At 67.1% G+C, this 15,546-nt stretch carries 10 protein-coding genes; all 10 read left to right on the top strand.

The annotated features are described in order from the left end of the window. Positions 1 to 4: 4 nt before the first annotated feature. Positions 5 to 655 carry a phosphoribosylanthranilate isomerase gene (locus VW23_RS19665; protein ID WP_069911237.1) on the top strand — a complete coding sequence of 217 codons (651 nt, stop codon included), beginning with the start codon at positions 5 to 7 and terminating at the stop codon, positions 653 to 655. Positions 656 to 665: 10 nt separating this feature from the next. Continuing rightward, positions 666 to 1,886 carry a tryptophan synthase subunit beta gene (gene trpB, locus VW23_RS19660; RefSeq protein ID WP_069911236.1) on the top strand — a complete coding sequence of 407 codons (1,221 nt, stop codon included), beginning with the start codon at positions 666 to 668 and terminating at the stop codon, positions 1,884 to 1,886. Continuing rightward, the gene (gene trpA, locus VW23_RS19655; RefSeq protein ID WP_069911235.1) at positions 1,886 to 2,716 is read left to right on the top strand and encodes a tryptophan synthase subunit alpha; all 831 of its coding nucleotides are present in this window, start codon (positions 1,886 to 1,888) and stop codon (positions 2,714 to 2,716) included. Before trpB ends, trpA begins: the two co-directional genes overlap by 1 nt. A 101-nt stretch (positions 2,717 to 2,817) precedes the next feature. Continuing rightward, positions 2,818 to 3,333 carry a DUF2937 family protein gene (locus VW23_RS19650; RefSeq protein ID WP_069911234.1) on the top strand — a complete coding sequence of 172 codons (516 nt, stop codon included), beginning with the start codon at positions 2,818 to 2,820 and terminating at the stop codon, positions 3,331 to 3,333. Positions 3,334 to 3,424: 91 nt separating this feature from the next. Next, positions 3,425 to 4,825 (top strand): adenosylhomocysteinase, encoded by a 1,401-nt coding sequence (gene ahcY, locus VW23_RS19645; RefSeq protein WP_069911233.1) that lies wholly within the window; start codon positions 3,425 to 3,427, stop codon positions 4,823 to 4,825. A 542-nt stretch (positions 4,826 to 5,367) separates the two neighbouring features. Then, on the top strand, positions 5,368 to 7,770 hold the full coding sequence (locus tag VW23_RS19640) for a sensor histidine kinase (RefSeq protein WP_176730445.1): 2,403 nt from the start codon (positions 5,368 to 5,370) through the stop codon (positions 7,768 to 7,770). Positions 7,771 to 7,808: 38 nt separating this feature from the next. After that, entirely contained in the window at positions 7,809 to 8,252 is a 444-nt protein-coding gene (tsaE, locus tag VW23_RS19635; RefSeq protein WP_069911231.1) for a tRNA (adenosine(37)-N6)-threonylcarbamoyltransferase complex ATPase subunit type 1 TsaE, read from the top strand. A gap of 235 nt (positions 8,253 to 8,487) precedes the next feature. Beyond that, a complete protein-coding gene (addB, locus tag VW23_RS19630) occupies positions 8,488 to 11,442 on the top strand; it encodes a double-strand break repair protein AddB (RefSeq protein ID WP_069911230.1) in 2,955 nt (984 codons plus the stop codon). Beyond that, the gene (gene addA, locus VW23_RS19625) at positions 11,439 to 14,858 is read left to right on the top strand and encodes a double-strand break repair helicase AddA (protein ID WP_069911229.1); all 3,420 of its coding nucleotides are present in this window, start codon (positions 11,439 to 11,441) and stop codon (positions 14,856 to 14,858) included. The genes addB and addA overlap by 4 nt, the downstream gene beginning before the upstream one ends. A gap of 79 nt (positions 14,859 to 14,937) precedes the next feature. Beyond that, positions 14,938 to 15,261 carry a thioredoxin gene (gene trxA / locus VW23_RS19620; RefSeq protein ID WP_055876218.1) on the top strand — a complete coding sequence of 108 codons (324 nt, stop codon included), beginning with the start codon at positions 14,938 to 14,940 and terminating at the stop codon, positions 15,259 to 15,261. Positions 15,262 to 15,546: the final 285 nt, after the last annotated feature.

The raw sequence follows: 15,546 nt of genomic DNA, 5'->3' as shown, positions 1-15,546 counted from the left end.
GCCCATGTCCGACCCCCTCATCGTCAAGATCTGCGGCATCAGGACCCCAGCGCTGCTCGATGCCGCCATCGACGCCGGCGCCGATATCGTCGGCTTCATGCATTTCGAGCGCAGCCCCCGGCATGTCGATCTCGAGACGCTGCAGGAACTGATCTCGGCGGCGCGCGGCCGGATCGAGACCTGCGTCGTGCTGGTCAACCCGGACAATTCCTCGGTCATGGAAATCGCGGCTTTGTCGCCCGACTGGATCCAGCTGCATGGCCCCGAAACACCGCACCGCGTCGAGGCAATCCGCGACGAGGCCGGCATCGCCATCATGAAGGCCATCGGCATCAGCACGGCGGAGGACGTGGCGCATGTCGCCGACTTCGCCGATATCGCCGATCGCATCCTACTCGACGCCAAGGCGCCCAAGGGGGCCGACCGCGCCGGCGGGAACGGCGTGCCGTTCGACTGGAGCCTGCTCAAGGCGCTTGACCCCGGCCTTCCATTCATGCTTTCCGGGGGCCTCACGCCCGAGACGGTGGGAGAGGCAATCCGGGCCGTTCGACCGATGGCTGTGGATGTCTCCTCCGGCGTCGAAACCGCGCCCGGCGTCAAGGACGCGGCGCTGATCCGGGCTTTCATCGACAAGGCGCGAGCCGCACACGGGTAGGAGTTCAGCAGTGACCGCGACCGGGGCCAATTCCCTTCGCAACGGCCCCGACGAGCAGGGTCGCTTTGGGCTCTATGGCGGCCGTTTCGTCGCCGAAACGCTGATGCCGCTGATCCTCGATCTCGAGAAGGCCTATCGCGCGGCGCAGGTCGATCCTGAGTTCCAGGCTGAGATCAAGCACCTCGCCACCCACTATGTCGGCCGCCCCTCGCCGCTCTATTTCGCCGAGCGGCTGACTGACCAGCTGGGTGGCGCCAAGGTCTATTTCAAGCGCGAAGAGCTGAACCACACCGGCTCGCACAAGATCAACAACACGCTCGGCCAGATCCTTTTGGCCAAGCGCATGGGCAAGACCCGCATCATCGCCGAGACTGGCGCCGGCCAGCATGGCGTGGCGACGGCGACGGTCTGCGCCAAGTTCGATCTGCCCTGCGTGGTGTTCATGGGCGCCACCGACGTCGAGCGGCAATACCCCAACGTCTTGCGCATGAAGATGCTCGGCGCCGAGGTCCGCCCGGTCACGGCCGGCGCCGGCACGCTCAAGGACGCCATGAACGAGGCGCTGCGCGACTGGGTCACCAATGTCGAGACCACCTATTACCTGATCGGCACCGCCGCTGGCCCGCACCCCTATCCGGAGATGGTGCGCAACTTCCAGTCGGTGATCGGCGAAGAAATCAAGGCGCAGATGCAGGCCGAGACCGGCCGGCTACCCGACGCGGTCGTCGCTTGCGTCGGTGGCGGCTCCAACGCCATCGGCACCTTCCACGCCTTCCTCGACGACCCCGGGGTGAAGCTCTATGGCGCCGAAGCCGGCGGCCATGGCATCGAAGTCGAGAACGGCCACGCCGCCTCGATGACCGGCGGTCGCCCCGGCGTGCTGCACGGCAACCGCACCTACCTGTTGCAGAATGCCGACGGCCAGATTCTCGAGGGTCACTCGATTTCGGCCGGCCTCGACTATCCGGGGGTTGGTCCCGAGCACTCCTACCTGCACGACACCAAGCGCGTCACCTACGCGCCGATCACCGACAACGAAGCGCTCGACGCCTTCCAGCTCTGCACCAGGCTCGAAGGCATTATTCCGGCGCTGGAGAGCGCCCATGGCCTCGCGCACCTGATGAAGGTGGCGCCGACGATGAGCAGAGACGAAACCATCGTCCTCTGCCTCTCCGGTCGCGGCGACAAGGATGTCGAGAGTGTTGGCCGTTACCTGGGGATGAACAGCTGATGACGACCCGTATCCCCGCCCGCTTTCAGAAATGCGCCGCCGAGGGCCGTCCGGCGCTCGTCGCCTACACCATGGCCGGCGATCCGGACCTTGCCACCGCGCAGGCCATCCTCGAGGCGCTGCCGGGCGCCGGCGCCGATATCATCGAGCTCGGCATGCCGTTCTCCGACCCGATGGCCGATGGCCCGGGCGTGCAGGCCGCCGGCCAACGGGCGCTTGCTGCCGGCCAGACCATGAAGAAGACCCTGGCAATGGTCGAGGCCTTCCGCAGGAAGGACGACGAAACCCCGGTCGTCTTGATGGGCTACTACAACCCGATCTACATCTTCGGCGTCGATGCTTTCCTGAGCGCCGCTAAGGCTGCCGGCGTCGACGGGCTGATCGTGGTGGACCTGCCGCCCGAGGAAGATGCCGAACTCTGCATTCCGGCGCTTGAGGCCGGGCTCAACTTCATCCGCCTCGCTACCCCGACCACCGATGACGCACGCCTGCCGGCGGTGCTCAACAATACCTCGGGCTTTGTCTACTACGTCTCGATGACCGGCATCACCGGCGCCAGCATCAAGAACCATGCCGCCGTGGGCGAGGCGGTGACCCGCATCAAGAGCCATACCGACCTGCCGGTGGTGGTTGGCTTCGGCATCAAGACCGCCGATGACGCCGCCCGCATGGGCCGCGACTCCGACGGCATCGCCGTCGGCACCGCCATCTGCAACGCCGTGCTCGGCTCGCTGGAGAACGGCAAGGCCACCGCCGGTACCGTCGCCGCGGTGACCACGCTGGTCGCAGGCCTCTCGAGTGGCGTGAAACGGGCCAAAGCCGCAGCCTGACGATATCGCGTCTGGCGAGTTAGCCTCTCGCTCACCAACTGCTCCTATGTTCGGAACGGCACCCAGCGTGGTGCCGTTGCAGTTGCGAACGGAGCATCGGGATGCGCAGGACACTTGGCATCATCGGCGGATTGGCGCTTGGCCTCAGCCTCAGCCAGTTCCCCGAATATGCCCAGCAATATACCCAGCGGCTGGGTGGCGCGGTGGACGAGCTGCGCATCATCACCACCGAGTTCGAGGTTGCTGCCAAGGAGGCCGGCCTGACCCTCGAGCAGGCGATCGACCGCTACTCGAAGACCGGTGACAGCTTCATCGCGGCCCGCGGCGAGTCGATGGCGCGAACCTTCTCGCGCTATCAGGAACTGTCCTCGACCCTGGCCGAAGTGCGTGGCGCCACCGGCTGGGAGCGCTTCACCCGGATGCCGGAATATTTCGATACCGAGATCGGCCGGCGCACCCTCAGCGATTACCAGCCGGCAGTGCCGGTAACCCTCGAGGGGCTGAGCTACGCGGCCGCCGGCTTTGCCGTGGGCTATGTGATCCTTTCGGCAATCGTCGGCGTGCTGATGCTGCCGTTCCGGCGCCGCCGCGTGCGCTACGTCGAGCGTCGGCCCTAAGGGACATAAAGCTTTCTTTATATCCCGGTTGATAGCGGCCTCAGGCTTCAGTATAAGGCCGCAACAGCACGACAAGACGGAGACAGGGCCGATGGCCAGCAATAACGACTACGTGGTCCGCGACATCGGCCTCGCCGAGTATGGCCGCAAGGAAATCGGCATGGCCGAGATCGAAATGCCGGGCCTGATGGCGATCCGCGAGGAATATGCCGCAAAGCAGCCGCTGAAGGGCGCCCGCATCGCCGGCTCGCTCCACATGACCATCCAGACCGCCGTGCTGATCGAGACGCTGAAGGCGCTCGGCGCCGATGTCCGCTGGGTCAGCTGCAACATCTTCTCGACCCAGGACCATGCCGCTGCCGCTATCGCCGCCGCCGGCATCTCGGTGTTCGCCAAGAAGGGCGAGAGCCTCGAGGAATACTGGGATTACACCGACCGCATGATGGAATGGCCCGGCGGCCAGACCCCCAACATGATCCTCGATGATGGCGGCGATGCCACCATGCTGGTGCTGACCGGCGCCAAGGCCGAGACCGACCCGTCTGTGCTGAACAACCCGCACTCCGAGGAAGAGGAAATCTTCTTCGCGCTGATCAAGAAGCGCCTGGCCCAGGATCCGAAATTCTATTCGAAGATCCGCGCCAATATCCGTGGCGTCTCCGAGGAGACCACCACGGGCGTGATGCGGCTCTACCAGTTGCAGCAGAAGGGCGAGCTGCCCTTCCCGGCCATCAACGTCAACGACAGCGTCACCAAGTCGAAGTTCGACAACAAGTACGGCACCCGTGAATCGCTCGTCGACGCCATCCGCCGCGGCACCGACGTGATGCTGGCCGGCAAGGTGGCGATCGTCTGCGGCTATGGCGATGTCGGCAAGGGTTCGGCCCAGTCGCTGCGCGGCGCCGGCGCCCGCGTGCTGGTCACCGAAGTCGATCCGATCTGCGCGCTGCAGGCGGCGATGGACGGCTATGAAGTGGTGACCCTCGAGGATGCCGCACACCGCGCCGACATCGTCGTCACCGCGACGGGGAACAAGGACGTCGTCAGCCTCGACGATATCCGTAACCTCAAGGACATGGCGATCGTCTGCAACATCGGCCACTTCGACAACGAGATCCAGGTGGCGGAGCTCCGCAACTTCAAGTGGACCAACGTCAAGCCGCAGGTCGATATCGTCGAGCTCTCGGCCAATAAGCGCATCGTACTGTTGTCGGAAGGCCGCCTCGTCAACCTCGGCAACGCCACCGGCCACCCGAGCTTCGTGATGAGCGCCTCGTTCGCCAACCAGACCCTGGCGCAGATCGAGCTGTGGACCAATGGCGAGACGCTCACCAGGGCGGTGCACGTCCTGCCCAAGCACCTCGACGAGAAGGTGGCCGAACTCCACCTCGCCAAGCTTGGCGCCAAGCTGACCAAGCTGTCGAAATCGCAGGCCGACTATATCGGCGTCAGCGAAACCGGCCCGTTCAAGTCCGAGCAGTACCGGTACTGACGGGTTACGCTTCGAATTCTGAAGGGCGCCCGGTGGGCGCCCTTTTTGCTACCTGGACTGCCCCTCACCCGCCCTGCTCCGCAGGGCACCCTCTCCCTCAAGGGGAGAGGGAAGGGAGGCGAGACCCTGCCCCGCGGCGTCCCTCTCCCCTTGAGGGAGAGGGTGGCTCGGCGTAGCCGAGACGGGTGAGGGGCAGAACCCGGCAAAATAATCCCCCCAAATCACCGCCTCGTTAACGAAGCGTTCACTGTTCGGACTCGGGTCAACACCCATTCTCGGGCCATTCCCCGCTGTTCACATACAATTAGACTCTTTTTGCGCGATTCCGCGCCCGGTAATGTCTGGTGATTCGGCGGTTACGGGTTTTGACCTGTCGAAGGCGCGGCGAATCAATGGGGGCTCGGCGCGCGGCAAGTGCAGTGTTCGCGGTCCGGTCCGGGCAGCGATGAGCGGCATAATCGGGTTAGGGGCAGTATATGGCGCCGGATAGGGTCCGGAACGATTGGGGATTCGCAGGTCTATCAGCGAGTCTGGTGACCCTTGTGAGTGCGTCCCCCGCCCTGGCCCAGGGCATCACGGCCAACAATGTGATGGGCGCAGCGCCCGTCGCCATCGCACTGGGCGCAGGCGCCTTCGCGCTGATCGCCATGGCGCTGGTGCGCCGCATGCTGCGCGACAACCGGCTGGCGCGCTCCCGCGCCGCAGAACAGATCGCCGGGCTCCGGGCCCGGGTCGACGAATATGAGGCGCTGCTCTCCGGCGGCCGCGAGATCATCGTGTTGTGGGCCAGCGCCGGCGAAGGCCCGCGCTTCCTCGGCCAGGCCTCGGCCCTCTTGCCCCCCGGGCGGCGTGCCGAAGCGGTGCTGGATTTCGCCTCCTGGCTCGGCGAAGCGGATGCCGACCGTATCGCCCGCGCCATCGAAAATCTCCGCGTCGGCGGCCGCGGCTTCGAGCTGACGCTCAAGGCCAGTGATGGCCGCACCGTGCGCGCTTCGGGCTCGCTGCTCGGCAACGGCGCTGCCCTCCGGCTCCGCCCGGCGGCTATCGCGCCGCAGGGCGAGCTGGCAGCGGCGCCTGCATCGCAGGCCACGCAGACCGCCACCGACCACGCCACGGCCCGTACGGTGCTCGCCAGCCTCGGCAAGCCCGCATTCCTCCGCGATGGCGCCGGCCGCCTCGTCTTCGCCAACGGCGCCTATCACGATCTGGCGCGGGCGCTAGGCCGCAAGACCAGCGAAAGCCAGCCCGCTGAACTGGTCGATTACGGCCTGCTGCAACGCAACCGCGCCATTCTCGGCGATGCGCGCAAGCCCCAGAGCACCATGGTGACCCTGGGCGAGGTCGGCGATTTCGAGGTCGTCGATTTCCCGGTCAATGGCGGTTCGGCCGGCTATCTGCATGCTCGGCAGGACAGCGCCCCGCGCGATGCCGGGCTGTCGCATCTCAGCGCCATTATCGATGCGCTGGCGACACCGATCGCCATCTTCAATCCCAACCGCGAGCTGGTGCAGTTCAACCGCGCCTATTGCGTGATGTGGGATATCGACCCGAACTGGCTGAAGCTCGGCATGGACGAGCGCGCCATCCTCGATAAGCTCCGCACCGACGGTAAGCTGCCGAACGAGCCCGACTATCAGGGCTGGCGCACCCGGCACCTCAGCGCCTACCAGCTGCGTATCCCCAAGGAACTCGAGCCCTGGCACCTTCCTGATGGCCGCACCGTGCAGGTCATCGCCGCCCCGGCCGGGCCGAAAGGTGGGGTGATCTACGTCTTCGAGGACATCACCGACCAGCTGAACCTGAAGAGCCAGCACAAGGTGGTGCTGGACGTGCAGCGCTCGACCCTCAACGCGCTGAGCGAAGCGGTAGCGGTGTTCGGCACCAATGGGCGGCTGACGCTGTCGAACCCGAAACTTTCGACGGTGTGGAAGTTGCCGGCCAACCTTCTCGCCGAGACGCCACATATCGACCAGATCGCCGAAGCCGCGGCGCGGGCGCTGCCCGAGGACGGGGCGACGATCTGGCGTGACCTGAAGCGCTCGATCATCGACCTCAACCCGACGCGCTCCGACCGGCAGGGCCGCATCACCCGGGCCGACGGCAAGCTGATCGACTATGCCATCGTGCGCCTGCCCGACGGGCAGACGATGATGACCTTCCTCGATGTCACAGAGAGCGCCAACTACCAGCGGGTGCTGAAGGAGCGCAACGACGCGCTGATCACCGCCGATCGGCTGAAGGATGCGTTCGTGCAGAACGTCTCCTACGAACTGCGCTCGCCGCTCACCAACATCATCGGCTTTGCGGATCTCCTCGCCTCGGGCGCCGCCGGCGAGCTGAACGACAAGCAGCATAGCTATACCGACTTCATCCGCGCCTCGAGCGCCACGCTGGGCGTGCTGATCGACAACATCCTCGACCTCGCGACGGTCGATGCCGGCATCGCCGAACTGCAGCCGGAATCGCAGGATGTCGCAACGCTGGTCGACAAGGCCCGCGCCGGCCTCGCCGCCACCTTCCCCGATATCGATGGCGAGCCCTCGCTCAACCTCAAGATCATCGTCGAGCCCGACCTGCCGCCGTTCATCGCCGACGGCACCCGCATCGTGAACGTGCTCTATAACCTGCTCTCGAACGCCGCCCGCTTCTCCGAGCCGGGCGGCGAGGTACGGCTCACCGTCAGTGGCCGTACCGGCCGCATCCAGTTCGTGGTCGAGGACGAAGGCGCCCCGATGAGCGAAGAAATGCGCGTCGCGCTGCTCGATCGCAACGAGGCGCTGGCCGGCCCGGTCCGGCAGCGCGGCGCCGGTCTCGGCCTCTCGATCGTCCGCGCCTTCGTCAACATGCATGGCGGCACCATCGCGGTGGAGCGGCGCGAGCCGCGTGGCACCCGCGTGGTGGTGAGCCTGCCCAGCGACGCCGCCATGGCCGGCGCCGCCGAGTAGGGCTTTTCGCCGTGGCGCGCTGACGCTATTGCAGTGCCATGGCCGACCAGCACCTGTTCCTCGCCGACGACGACGCGACCGCCGATCTCGGCCGTCGTCTCGCTGCGCTGCTGCGTCCGGGGGACCTGGTGCTGCTCGAAGGCGACCTCGGCGCCGGCAAGACCGCGCTCGCCCGCACCGTGATCCGCACCCTCGTCGGTGATGCCGGGCTCGACGTGCCCTCGCCGAGCTTTGCCCTGGTGCAGCCCTACGAAGCCAACGGCCACTCGGTGCTGCATGCCGACCTCTACCGCATCTCCAGCCCGCGCGAGGTCGACGAACTGGGCCTGTTCGACCGGGCCGACGCGATCGTGCTGGTCGAATGGCCGGAGCGCTCGGACGAGGTGGTGCAGCAGGCGACGGTGGCAATCCGGCTGGTGGTACCGGCAGGTGGGGATGGTCGCGAGGCGACGATTGAGTTCGTAGACGGACGGCTGCTGTAGCTCTCCGCGGGTATCGCGTCGTCCGCACACTCCTCGCTACACACACGGAGTCATTCCCGCGAAAGCGGGAACCTCTGTTTGCGATGCCGGCCAAGAAAACGGAGGTCCCCGCTTTCGCGGGGATGACATCGAGTTTGCGGAGCTATTGGGTGGGCAATCGCATATAGCGCCACCCTCGACCCAGCGGCACCACGCCGCTGGACTTCCCGCGCCTCACCGAGTCAAATCCCCGACCATGCGCCGCGACTCGCTCTTCACTATCGCGCCCCACGCGCCTTTTCTCGCGACGCTCGCCGAGCGGGTGCTCGATGGCCGTTTGCTGGGCGATTGGCCGCGCCATGGCGCGTTCTGGCTGAGCGACATCACCATCATCCTCCCTACCCGGCGCGCCCGCTTCGTGCTCGCCGAAGAGTTCGCGCGGCGCCTCGGTGGCACCGTGCTGCTGCCCGATATCCGCACCTTTGGCGGCGAAGTGGCGGATGAAGAACCGTTCCTCCCGCCCTTCGACGCCCCGGCCAGCAAGCCCGCGGCATCGCTGCTCGAGCGCCGGCTGACCCTGTCGCACCTGGTGCGGCTGTTCGCCGAGCGGGCCGAGAGCTTCGCGACGCCTCCCAACCCGGCCGAGATCTTCTGGCTCGCCGATTCACTCGGCGAGGTGATGGACGATTTCACCATTGCCGGCATCGCCACCGAAAAGCTCAAGGAGCTGGTGCCCGAGGAGCTGGCCGATAACTGGCAGAAGGTGCTGGAATTCCTGGATGTGGCGCTGAAGGCCTGGCCGGCGATCCTCGCCGAACGCGGCCGCATTGACGCCGCAACGGCCCGCAACGAGCGGCTGCTGCGCCAGGCCGGGGCGGCGAGCTTCGTCTATGGCGACCGCCCGGTGATCGCCGCCGGCTCCACCGGTTCGATCCCCGCCACCGCGGCGCTGCTCAAGGCCGTGGCGGCACTGCCGCGCGGCGTGGTGGTGCTGCCGGGGCTCGATACTTCGTTCACCCCGGATCGCCACGATCGGATGATCAACGGCGAGACCACCCAGGGTCATCCGCAATATGGCCTGATGAAGCTGCTGCGCAGCCTCGAGGCCGGCGTCGGCGAGGTGGTGGAGCTGGGCGGCGAGACGCCGCGCACCGCGCTGGTGCAGGCGGCGCTGGCGCCGGCCAGCGAAACCCCGGCCTGGCCGATCCTCCGCGCCGATATTCCGGTGAGCCGGGCGCTGGAGGGCGTCAGCATCCTTGCGGCCCGCAACGCCGACGTCGAGGCGCGCGCCATCGCGCTCGCTGCCCGCGCCACGTTGGCTGAGAAGAAGACCGTCGGCATTGTGGCGCGTGACCAGACCCTGGCCCGGCGCATCGCGGCCGAACTCAACCGCCACGGCGTGGTGGTCGACGACGCGGCGGGGACACCGCTGTTCCAGTCGGCCGCCGGACGGCTGGCACGGCAGGTGCTGGCCATCGCCACCGACGACTATGCGCCGGTCGACATCATCTCGTTGCTGCGCAACGCCGCCGTGTCGCTGGGCCTCGACCGCTTCCTCGTCCGCAGGCTCACCGACCATCTCGACCTGCGGCTGCGTTCCGAGCGCCCCGGGGCCGGCATCGCCGGCTTGCGTGGGCTCTCCGACCACGCCGAACTGCCGGAGCTGCTCGATCGGCTCGATGCGGCGATGGCGCCGATCGTGACGCTCAGGACGCGCGAGCGCATCACCGCTCCCGAGCTCGCCTCGGCGCTGCTGACGACGCTCGACGCGCTGATCGCCGAGGCCGAGCTGCCGGGGATGGCCGAACTCCGCCGCTGGGCCGAGGAACTGGTGGCGCTCGACCAGGGTGGCACCGCCTTTCAGCCGTTCGACCTCGAAGCGGTGCTCGAGGCGCTGCTCACCGGCACCAAGACGCAGAACCCGGTGCCGGCGCGCGACGACATCCACATCTGGGGCGAGCTCGAAGCCCGCCTGATGAACCCCGACCTGATGATCCTCGCCGGCATGAACGAGGATATCTGGCCGCCGGTCGCCGACCCTGGCCCGTGGCTCAGCCGCGGCATGCGCATCGGCATCGGGCTCGAGCCGCCCGAGCGCCGGCAGGGCCAGGCGGCGCATGATTTCGTCATGGCCGCCGGCAATGCCGAAGTGATCATCGCCTATGCCGAGCGCATCGGCACCTCGCCGGCGCTGCCTTCGCCGCTGCTGCAGCGGCTTTATGCCTTCATCGGCGAGAGTGAGGCGAAGCTGGCGCGGGCGCGGGGCATGCGCTGGCTGGCGCAAGCGGATGCGATCGACCATGCCGGCGTGCCGCGACCGGCCGATCGGCCAGCGCCCAACCCGCCGGCCCGCATCCGCCCACGGCGGCTGTCGATCACCGAGATCGAGCCGCTGATGCGCTCGCCCTACGACATCTACGCCCGGCATGTGCTCGCCCTCAAACGGATCGAGCCGCTCGGCACCGAGCCCAGCGCGCGCGAGCGCGGCACCATGATCCACGGCGTGTTCGAGAAATTCGTCCATGCCGGGCTCGATCTGGAATTGCCCGAAGCGCTGCCCGAGATGATGGAGATGGCGCGCGACGCCTTTGCCGGGCTCGACGCCATCAAGGAGCGCCGCGACATCTGGCTGAAGCGCTTCGAGCGCGCCGCCCGGCAGTTCCTCGACTATGAGCGGCGGCGCGACGCCGAGATCGTCGAACGCCACGCCGAGACCAAGGGCGAGTGGCTGTTTCCGGCGCTCGACAACTTCGTGCTCGTCGGCAAGGCGGACCGGCTCGACCTGAAGCGCGACGGCACGCTCGAAATCATCGACTTCAAGACCGGCGGCGTGCCGCAGCCCAAGGACATGACGGCGTTCGACGCGCCGCAGCTGCTGCTGGAAGCGGCAATGGCCCGCGCCGGAGTGTTCCCCGGCATCTCGCCCCGCGACAGCTCGGCGCTCACCTATATCAAGATCGGCCTCGGGCCGGCGGCGTTCCAGATCAAGCCGTTCAAGCTGATCAAGGGCATGAGCCTGATGGCTGCGGTCGGCGAGATCGAGCGCCGCCTGCAGCGCCACGTCGAGGCGTTCCTCCTGGTCGACGGCTTGCCGATGGCGGCGCGCATCCGGCCGCGCGTCGAAACCGGGAGGAAATCATATCCCGGGCCGTACGATCACCTGGCGCGTACCGACGAATGGACGCTGACCGCGGGAGTGGATGATCCATGAGCCGGCGCCTTCTGAGCCCGATGCCGCAGCAGATCGTTGCGGCGCAGCGCGACGCCTCCGATCCCGAGCGCAGCGTCTGGGTGACGGCGAATGCCGGCTCGGGCAAGACCTATGTGCTGACCGCCCGGGTGCTGCGGCTGCTGCTTTCGGGCGCCAGGCCCGAGGAGATCCTCTGCCTCACCTACACCAAGGCGGCGGCCGCCGAGATGCGCGGCCGCGTCGCCGAGCGGCTGGGGCAGTGGGCGCTCGAAAGCGAAGACGAGCTGATCAAGGATCTGACGGCGCTCTCCGGCCTGCCGCCGACCCCGGCAATGCGGTTGCGGGCCCGCTCGCTGTTCGCCCGGGCGCTTGAGGCCCCGGGTGGCCTCCGCATCCAGACCATCCACGCCTTCTGCGAGAGCGTGCTGCACCGCTTCCCGCGCGAGGCGGCGGTGCCGTTCGATTTCAGCGTGCTGGAGGAGCACCAGCGCGACAGCATGCTGCTCGAAGCGCGCGAGACCGTGCTGGCAGCGGGCCTGCGCGGTAGCGGCGAGGCGGCGGCGGTGGAAACGCTGTTCGGCCTCCTCAGTGACTTCCAGATCGAGACCGCCATCCTCGAAGCGCTGAACCAGCAGCGCACCCTGAGGCCGGTACTGGCGCAGCCGCAGGCAGCGAAACGCGAATTGCACAAGCTCGTCGGCAATGTCGGCGGTATCGACGAGGTGATGGCGGAGATCAGCGCGGGTTACGGCCTCAGCCGCGACGACCACGCGGCGATCTTCGCGCTCATCACCCCCGACCCCTACGGCATCGATTTCGTCGACCGCCTCAGCCAGATCGACCCTGCCAATCCCGATGCCGACGACCTGCTCGATGCGTTCCTGACCCAGGCCGATCGCACGGCGCGGAAGACCCTGATCAAGAAGGCCACTGCGGCGCTGATCCCCGATGTCGCGGCGCGCCTCGTGGCCGAGGGGCAGCGACTCGAACAGCTCTACCAGAAGCTGGTGACGGCGGAGCTCGTGGCGCGCAGCGAGGCGATGCTCGACGTGGTGGCGGCGATCTCGGCGCATTACGAGAAGGCCAAGCGGGCCCGTTCGCTGCTCGATTTCGACGACCTGATCGAAAAGCTCGCGGCGCTGCTGCGCGACGAGCAGCAGGGCCCCTGGGTGCGCTATAAGCTCGATGCCGGGCTCAGCCACATCCTCGTCGATGAGGGGCAGGACACCAACCCGCTGCAATGGCAGGTAGTCGGAGCGCTGATCGACGATTTCTTCTTCGGCGACAGCGCTGCCGATCGGCCGCGCACCCTGTTCGCGGTGGGCGACCAGAAGCAGTCGATCTTCTCGTTCCAGGGCGCCGACCCAAAAGTGTTCGTCGAGGCCGGGCGGCAATACGCCTTCAGTGCGCGCGCCGCGCATTTCGAGATCACCCCGGTGCCGCTGCGCTACAGTTTCCGCACCCTGCCCAATGTGCTGAACGCGGTGGACGAGGTGTTCAAGCGCGCGGACCTCAAGGACGGGGCGCTCGAGGCGACGGGCGTTGCCCATTCGACTGCCCGCGCCGATGCCGGTGGCGTGGTGACGCTGTGGCCGCCGATCAAGGACCAGGCGGAGGAGAGCGACCCGGAAAACTGGCCGACCGAGCCGCCTGAGATCCAGACCCAGAGCGCCCAGCGCCAGGTGGCCGAAAAGATCGCCCGGGAGATCAAGGGCTGGATCGATGCCAAACGCCCGCTGGGGCCGCGCGGCAAGGCGGTGAGCGCCGACGATGTGCTGATCCTCGTCCAGGTGCGCAGCATCCTGTTCCACGAGATCATCCGGGCGCTGATCCGCGCCGGGGTGCCGACACCGGGCGCCGACCGTCTGGCGGTGACCACCCATATCGGCGTGCTCGATATGATGGCGCTCGGCGATGTGCTGAGCAACCCGGCCGACGATTTGCAGCTGGCCGCCTTGCTGCGCTCGCCGCTGTTCGACGTCAGCGAGGATGATCTGCTGGCGGTGGCGCAGCCGCGTGGCGAGAAGCGGCTGTGGCGGGCCATCGAGGGCTGCGACATCCCCTCGGTGAAGGCGGCCTATGACCAGCTCTATCGTTGGCGCAACCGGCTGGACTTCGAGCGGCCGTTCAACTTCTACGCCGACGTGCTCTATGCCGGCGGCGGCCTCAAGCGCATGCGTGGCCGCTTCGGCTCCGAGATCGATGACGTGATGGCCGAGTTCCTCGACCTGGCGCTGTCGCACGAGCAATCGCCGCAGCCCTCGCTGCTCGGCTTCCTTGCTGAACTGCGCTCGCGCGAGGTGACGATCAAGCGCGAGCTGGCCGAAGGCGGCGCCGGTGTGCGGGTGATGACGGTGCATGGCGCCAAGGGGCTCGAGGCGCCGATCGTCATCCTCGCCGATGCCGCCAGCACCGAGCGCGGCCGCGACCGGCGCAGCATCTACCTCAAGGCACAGCCGCCGCTCTTCGTCCACGCCTCGTCGTCGGCAACTCATGCCCCGGCGACCACCGGCTTCAAGGACGAGGCCGACAGCGACCAGCTCAAGGAATATTGGCGGAAGCTCTATGTCGCCATGACCCGCGCCGAGGACGAGCTCTACGTCACCGGCTACCTGACCAAGCAGGGCAAGGTCGATGGCAGCTGGTACGAGGCAATCGAGCAGGGCCTCGGGCCGCTGAGCGAGAGCGTCACCGATGCTGAGGGCAATACCGCGGCGCTGCTCTACCCGAAGGAGAGGCCGGCGCCGGCGAAGCTGAAGCCGGTCGAGGCACTGGTCGATCTCGGCGGCATGGGGCTCGATCTGCAGCCGCTGCCGGAGCGCAAGGTGCAGAAGGTGTTGCGGCCATCGAGCGTCGAGACCCCGTCCGATCCCGATCGGACGCTGGCGACGCGGCTCGAAGAGGGGCTCGACCCCGCAACGGCTCGCCTCGCCGGCACGGCGCTCCATGCCCTGCTGCAGCATCTCGCCAAGGTGGCACCGCCCGAGCGACCGGCGGTCGCGGCGCGAGCCTTGCCGCTGCTGCTGCCCGAGGCGCCGGAGCAACATCAGGGGCTGGCGACGAAGGCATTGTCGATCCTGTCGCGGCCGGAACTCCAGCACCTGTTTGCCGCGGATAGCCGCGCCGAAGTGCCGTTCCTTGCTACCGCGTTGCACAAGGGCGAGACGGTGACCATCGCCGGCCGCATCGACCGCATCGTCGTGACGCCCGGCAGCGTGCTGCTGGTCGATTTCAAGTCCGATGCCGAGCCGGTGATGGAACCCGAGCGGGTCAAACCCGGTTACCTCCTGCAGCTCGGACTCTATGCGCTTGTTGCAAAGCAGCTTTTCCCGGGACAGAGGATAGAAACCGGCATTCTCTGGACTGGATTGGAATCGCTGCTAAAATTACCCGACGCCGCCTTGGCAAACGCGGCGCGGGGGTTCACCATCCGGTGACGTTCGTTGAAGTCACGCTGGACTCTACCTAGCTTTTGGATCACACAGACCGCCGCTTTCAACCCAAAAGGCAATCCCAATGACAACCCACGTTTCCGACGCCAATTTTGGCGAGGAAGTCCTGTCCTCGAAAGAGCCCGTGCTCGTAGATTTCTGGGCCGAGTGGTGTGGCCCGTGTCGCGCCATCTCGCCGGTCCTGGAAGAGCTCTCGGCTGAGCTGCAGGGCAAGGTGAAGATCGTCAAGCTGAACGTCGACGACAACCCGAACACCACCGTCAAGTACGGCGTCCGCTCGATCCCGACGATGATCCTGTTCAAGGGCGGCGAAGCCGCCGACATGAAGATCGGCGCCGGCACCCCGAAGGCCGGCCTCGCGAAGTGGCTCGAGAGCCACGCTGCCTGACAGGCGCGTCACTCGCCGCTTCCAGTAAGAAAACGCCGCTGGGCTCCCGCCGGCGGCGTTTCTCTTTCCCTCCTCTCCCCTGAGGGGAGAGGATAGCGTCGCCAGGAGCGAAGCGACTTGGCAGAGCCGAGGTGAGGGGTTCAGCCTCTCGGTTTGGCTGGATCAGCCAGCCATCACCAACCTCTGAACCCCTCATCCGGCGCTTCACGCCACCTTCTCCCCTCAGGGGAGAAGGGAAGGAACCGCTTCCGCCTGGGCGTCACTCGGCGCAAACCTATCCCTTCC

This window comes from Devosia insulae DS-56 (assembly GCF_000970465.2).
Lineage (GTDB): Bacteria > Pseudomonadota > Alphaproteobacteria > Rhizobiales > Devosiaceae > Devosia_A > Devosia_A insulae.
Note: the sequence above shows the minus strand (reverse complement) of the source record. Positions and strands in the feature narration are given on the sequence as shown.

What these genes read in the sequence shown, in the direction of transcription:
- VW23_RS19665 (WP_069911237.1), top strand. Translation starts at nt 5, where the DNA reads ATGTCCGACCCCCTCATCGTCAAGATCTGCGGCATCAGGACCCCAGCG.
- ahcY (WP_069911233.1), top strand. Translation starts at nt 3,425, where the DNA reads ATGGCCAGCAATAACGACTACGTGGTCCGCGACATCGGCCTCGCCGAG.
- tsaE (WP_069911231.1), top strand. Translation starts at nt 7,809, where the DNA reads ATGGCCGACCAGCACCTGTTCCTCGCCGACGACGACGCGACCGCCGAT.
- addA (WP_069911229.1), top strand. Translation starts at nt 11,439, where the DNA reads ATGAGCCGGCGCCTTCTGAGCCCGATGCCGCAGCAGATCGTTGCGGCG.
- trxA (WP_055876218.1), top strand. Translation starts at nt 14,938, where the DNA reads ATGACAACCCACGTTTCCGACGCCAATTTTGGCGAGGAAGTCCTGTCC.
- VW23_RS19650 (WP_069911234.1), top strand. Translation starts at nt 2,818, where the DNA reads ATGCGCAGGACACTTGGCATCATCGGCGGATTGGCGCTTGGCCTCAGC.
- trpA (WP_069911235.1), top strand. Translation starts at nt 1,886, where the DNA reads ATGACGACCCGTATCCCCGCCCGCTTTCAGAAATGCGCCGCCGAGGGC.
- addB (WP_069911230.1), top strand. Translation starts at nt 8,488, where the DNA reads ATGCGCCGCGACTCGCTCTTCACTATCGCGCCCCACGCGCCTTTTCTC.